This window comes from Daejeonella sp. (assembly GCF_044348475.1).
GTDB lineage: Bacteria > Bacteroidota > Bacteroidia > Sphingobacteriales > Sphingobacteriaceae > Daejeonella.
Map to the genome: position 1 here is coordinate 1 of NZ_JBIKSU010000104.1, position 5,536 is coordinate 5,536.

6 protein-coding genes are annotated in these 5,536 nt (G+C 35.2%); 1 reads left to right on the top strand and 5 read right to left on the bottom strand.

Annotation, left to right across the window (positions count from 1 at the left end):
• Positions 1 to 1,098, bottom strand: a 1,098-nt coding sequence (locus tag ACIQZ6_RS11590) for a DASH family cryptochrome (RefSeq protein ID WP_395811266.1), incomplete at its 3' end; no start/stop codon positions are given.
• 249 nt (positions 1,099 to 1,347) lie between these two features.
• On the opposite strand from ACIQZ6_RS11590, the gene ACIQZ6_RS11595 reads away from it, so the two are divergent.
• The gene (locus ACIQZ6_RS11595; protein WP_395811268.1) at positions 1,348 to 1,776 is read left to right on the top strand and encodes a CBS domain-containing protein; all 429 of its coding nucleotides are present in this window, start codon (positions 1,348 to 1,350) and stop codon (positions 1,774 to 1,776) included.
• 113 nt (positions 1,777 to 1,889) lie between these two features.
• On the opposite strand, the gene ACIQZ6_RS11600 is transcribed toward ACIQZ6_RS11595, so the two are convergent.
• The 4 genes from ACIQZ6_RS11600 to ACIQZ6_RS11615 form a co-directional block, all read right to left on the bottom strand.
• The gene (locus ACIQZ6_RS11600; RefSeq protein WP_395811270.1) at positions 1,890 to 2,765 is read right to left on the bottom strand and encodes an FKBP-type peptidyl-prolyl cis-trans isomerase; all 876 of its coding nucleotides are present in this window, start codon (positions 2,763 to 2,765) and stop codon (positions 1,890 to 1,892) included.
• 12 nt (positions 2,766 to 2,777) lie between these two features.
• Entirely contained in the window at positions 2,778 to 3,251 is a 474-nt protein-coding gene (locus ACIQZ6_RS11605; protein WP_395811272.1) for an FKBP-type peptidyl-prolyl cis-trans isomerase, read from the bottom strand.
• Positions 3,252 to 3,374: 123 nt separating this feature from the next.
• The gene (locus tag ACIQZ6_RS11610) at positions 3,375 to 4,685 is read right to left on the bottom strand and encodes an ABC1 kinase family protein (protein WP_395811274.1); all 1,311 of its coding nucleotides are present in this window, start codon (positions 4,683 to 4,685) and stop codon (positions 3,375 to 3,377) included.
• 30 nt (positions 4,686 to 4,715) lie between these two features.
• Positions 4,716 to 5,387 (bottom strand): TetR family transcriptional regulator C-terminal domain-containing protein, encoded by a 672-nt coding sequence (locus tag ACIQZ6_RS11615; RefSeq protein WP_395811276.1) that lies wholly within the window; start codon positions 5,385 to 5,387, stop codon positions 4,716 to 4,718.
• Positions 5,388 to 5,536: the final 149 nt, after the last annotated feature.

Here is a 5,536-nt window from a genome sequence, read left to right on the forward strand (position 1 = left end):
TACAAGAAAACTTGCTACATTCTGACGGCCCCTATTGCTCATAAATCCTGTAGAATTCAATTCGCGCATGTTTGCATCAATGAACGGTATACCAGTTTCGGCATTCTTCCATAGCTTGAAAAATTCAACTTGATTTTCGCCCTCATCTGGTGCAACACCTTTAAAACCTGCCTTCTGGAAAAATTTATTTCCATATTTTTTAAACATATAACGGAAATAATCCCGCCACAATAATTCAAGAAATAGACTATACGTGGAATCGCTGGCTCCATGTACCTGTTCGTATTTTTTAATTTCCCAGTATACTTTGCGTGGCGATAAACATCCCAAGGCAATCCAGGCAGAGAATTTTGAAGAATAATCAGCTCCAATTAAACCGTTTCGGGTTTGCTTATATGTTTTTACCGAATTCGAAGTCCAGAAATAATCCTGCAATCTTTTCAGTGCCTCAGTTTCGCCACCCTTAAATTTCATGACCGATCGATCATCAAAAAAATCAGTATCGGCAAAGCCAAATTCAGACAATTGAGGTAGTAACCCAGTTTCCAAATTAGCTGGAAATTTCATGGCGCCCGGGGCTTTGAAACAGCTTCTTACAGCACTATCACGTTCAACCTTTTTTCGAAAGTTTGTGAATACATCTGGAATAGTATTGATTGGAAATGGCAAGTCCTCTTTATGATAGAGCGTATGACCTATAAAATGCTTTAAGTTTATTTTCAACTTCCAAAGTGCATTCTCAACTAAGGTTGAAACCCCGGTTTCTTCAGATGCTACTTCGCGATGATGATAAACTTCATGAACCTTGTATTTGGCAACCAGTTCGGGAAGAATAAATTCGGGCTTGCCTATACGGATGATCAGATCACCACCTGCAGCCTGAAAAGAATTTCTCAAATCAGCAACACTCTCTAGCAGAAATTTGGCACGAATTGAACCCGTTTTGCTGGTATTGAATGATGTTAGCTCGAATTGTCTGGGATCGAAACAATAAACAGGAATGATACTATCACCTCTGCGTACAGCCTCAGTCAGTATTTCATTGTCGTGAATACGTAAATCTTTTCTAAACCAAACTAATATGGTTTTCCCACTCATATATTTAAAGGGCTATCCCTGAATTGATTTTTAAGCAGATTATATCTGATTAAACTTTTGGCCAAATTACGTGCTAGAATTGGTTTTAATGATCATTTTCTTGTAAGATTTTTATTATAAACTAATCAAACCCTAATGAGTTACCCTAATTAGGGAGCAGAAAGTATGCAAGAATCAAAATAGACCGCATTTATTTGTCCAAAAAACAAAGAATAATTTTTATATTTAATTAAGCCAATGTATTCTGATATGAAAACTATAAAGAATATCATCCAAAATAAATCAAAATCTATTTACTCGGTTACCCCTAACACATCTGTGTTCGATGCCTTAGAGGTAATGATGAATAAAAATATCAGTGCTTTACTGGTTATGGATGGGCATGAACTTAAAGGAATATTTACTGAAAGAGATTACGCCCGCAAGATCATTTTACAGGGAAAAGCTTCAAAAGAAACAAGCATTCAGGATGTAATGACTTCAAAACTTGAAACAGTTAAACTGAATACAAGTATTGAGCACTGCATGCAAATCATGACCGAACGATATATCAGACATTTACCCATTATGGAAGATGGGATTGTAGTCGGAATAATATCAATTGGTGACCTTGTAAAATTTGTAATTGAAGACCAAAAACAAACAATAGAACAATTGCAGAGTTATATAAGTAGTTAGTCCAGGTTGCGTCCAGGCTGACAAAATTGGAGCAGAAAAAAATACTCCAAAACAACAATGCAATTACATTTTATAGCAAATCTTGACAGTCTGGGGCCTGATCCAGACCAGAATTATTGTTTGACGTCAGTTACCGTAATTTCAAAATCTAATGCTGAAAATGCAGGAACAGAAGGTGAACTACCATCCAAACCGTAGCCTAATGTAGAAGGAATAATTAAACGAATACTCCCGCCTTGCTTGATAAGGGGAATACCCTCACGCCAACCTTTCACCAAAGAATTAAGTTTAAATGTTGCTTCACTACCTGCAACTGCCCTATCGAATATAACTCCATTGAGCAATTTACCCGTATAATTTGCAACAATTGTAGAATCTGCTGTAATAGGGCTGCCAGTTCCAGGCTGTCCTATTTTATAATACAAACCAGTTGTTGTTTTGGTAAACCCAGTTAGCGCTTTAGATTCCAGATATTTTACAATCGTAAAATCTTCATACGCTATTAATTTTGAGATATCCAATGCTCTTACTGTAATATCTAAAGATGCATTTCCAGGAATAGATCCTGATCCATTTCTACCAAAAGCCAAGCGCGAAGGAATAATCATTCTTAATGTACCATTTGACTTTTTTAACACTTCTTTTACTCCAATGCGAATAGGCTCTGGATTATAATATCCAAGAAAATTAAAATACCTATTTGCAATACTAAAAGTATCAATAGAAACATATTTTCCGTCTAATGACCGCATTGTAATTAATGCTGGCATACGATCAGAATATTGAAGTTCAGGACCAGTACCAGGAGATACAACTTGATAATAAATGCCGGTTCCCTGATATTCCTGCATATTAATTTTATTCAGTTGGATATATTCCTTAACATTCCTATCGTCAATTACATCAATAGTTTCATATTCCTTTTGACAGGAAAAAAGGATAGTCAACAATAGAAATCCGGGTAATGTATATTTTAAAAATTGTTTCATTTCGTCTAATTATTATTGAACATCAACCAATTCTATGTCAAAATCAAGAACTGTGTTAGGCGGAATTTTTGCCGAACCATCTCGTCCATAGCCATAACCAGAAGGGATGAGTAATCTAATTTTTCCACCTTTTTTAATTAGAGGAACACCAATTTGCCAGCCTACAATTACATTTCCAAGCGGAAAAGTAAGTGGCTGAGTTGTAGTTTGATCGAAAACAGTTCCATTCAATAATCTGCCAGCATATTTGGCCGTTATAAGCGTTGAATTAGCATAGGTTGTTGAACCACTACCAGAGCTTAAAATTTGATAATAAATTCCACTTGGATGCTTAATTGCTGTAATATTTTTATCTGCTATGAATTTTACAATCAAAGCATCATCTAATCCAGCCTGAACCGTAGGATCAAAATCATCCTTTTTCATACATGAGGCTAGCGTAAACATCATGATCAAGGATAACATTACTAAATTTTTAATCTTCATATTGATGCAAATTTATCCTTTTAAATTTTAAAAAGTAAGGATTAACATTATTTAACAAAATATTTAGAAAATATTGCGCTACAGCTCAATATTAAATGGATACAAAACCAGACAAAACTGATTTTATTGAGGCGTATTGATGTGTGGTTTCCAGGTGTCTGTTCTGACCATTGCCCCCAGTTCATGCAGCATATTGTAAAGTCCAAAATTTGTACGGTTTACATAAATAAAATGCTTTACACCTCTGGCTTGTTTAAATTCAGGCATCCTTGCAATTCTCTCACCATAATTATACAGGTTGTCAAAATATTCCTTTTTACTAAAATCAAAGGTTTGAGACATGTAGGGCAGAGCAAATAATTCAATCATTTCCTTGTACACCTGATAAAAAAATTCAATTTGTGCAGGAGTATCATCTTTGCGAATCATCTCTAATTCGCGAAATGTCTTTATGGTTTTTGCCTTGTCCTGAAGCATATTTGTTGAGGTCATGCTAAAGAATGGTTCATAAAAATCAGCGGGCATTTCTTTTATACAACCAAAATCAATTACTCCCAGCTTTCCATCAGGAGTGATCAGAAAATTTCCGGGATGTGGATCTGCGTGAACAGCTCTTAATTCATGCTGCTGAAAATTATAAAAATCCCAAAGAGCCTGTCCTACTTGATTACAGATATCCTGTGAAGGATTCGTTTTCATGAATTCTTTCATATGCAGGCCATCTAGCCAGCCCATAGTAATGATCCGCTTTGACGACAATTCAGGAAAATAGGTAGGAAAAATAAGGTTTGGAATATTCTTACAGGCTTCAGAAAATTCAATAGACCGTTTAATCTCAAGATCATAATCAGTTTCTTCTAGCAAACGCTCTTCAACCTCCGACATGTAAACTTCAAGCTCTTTCTGGCTCATCCCAAGTAGACGAAAAGCAAATGGTTTTACCATTTTCAAATCAGATGATATGCTATCACCAACGCCAGGATACTGAATTTTTACGGCTAATTTTTTACCCTCTAAACTAGCCTGATGAACTTGACCAATGGATGCTGCATTTGTAGAGCTGATATTAAACTCATCAAAAATTTGAAAGGGTGTTTTTCCGAAATATCTAGTAAAGGTTCTAACAATGAGGGGCCCTGATAATGGAGGAGCATTGTATAAAGACAAGGAAAATTGATCTACATAAGCTTTTGGCAAAATATTCTTGTCCATGCTAAGCATTTGCGCAACCTTTAGTGCACTTCCCTTCAATTCACTTAGCGAATTATAAATATCTGTTGCGTTATCAAGATTTAACTCATCTTTATTAAGAGCAGGGTTAAATAATTTTTTAGAATAATGCTTAATGTAATTACCCCCAACTTTAATTCCTGTTTTTACAAATTTTGCAGACCGCTGTGTTTTTGAAGTTGGAATACTATCTTGTTCTTTCATGCTTTTTGGCAAAATGCCAAGAAATTTAAATTAAAACTTCATATTTTGCTTAATGCCGCCATTGTTCATCATAAATTTCCCATAGTCAAAAAGACCATCAAGAGGAGATTTTTCGAGCAAATCAAAAGTTACATTAATGCCTCTTTCAATGGCTTCATCGGTTTTTTCAAAACCAGCGCTAGTGTCTTTTGTCCAAAAATTAAGGATAAAACCAAACTGTATCCAAAGTGCATCTTTATACTTAGCCGTAAAGAAACGTCTGTCTGCCAGTTCACCTGACTCAATACCCTGATTAATAATACCGGTAGCAAAGGCTTCAAATATATTTTTTACCCCGCTAATGATAGCTGGAGTTCCAATCATCATGCCTGAACGTTTTAGGCTATACAGAACAAAACTTCGCTTGCTTTTGAGGAGTTCAATAAACGCATAAAAAAATGCAAGCGCCTTCTCTCTTGAAGAATATTGCGCCCATACCTCCTGATTTTCAACTTCCGAAAGTGCTTTTTGGCATAAATCTGTCCAAATTGATTGCTCTATTCCTTCAAAAGAACCAAAATAATTGTAAAATTCTTCTTCGGTAAGCTTATTATCCTTGGCAAAAACATACACAGATTTAGGCTTACTGCCATGTGTTAAAACATAGTCAACGTATACATTTTGCAACTCTTCAGCACTAATCAACGTTTTTTTCTTAGCCATCGTATCAAATTGTTGGATTATGGTTATCTAAATTTCTAATTACATTCCTTGAATGATTAACTCTGACAGGGGCATATTTTAATTGTTTCCCTGCAGAATTTGAAGTACTGTTTTTCTTAAGAAAGAAATATAATTTCTGAATAAGAGCT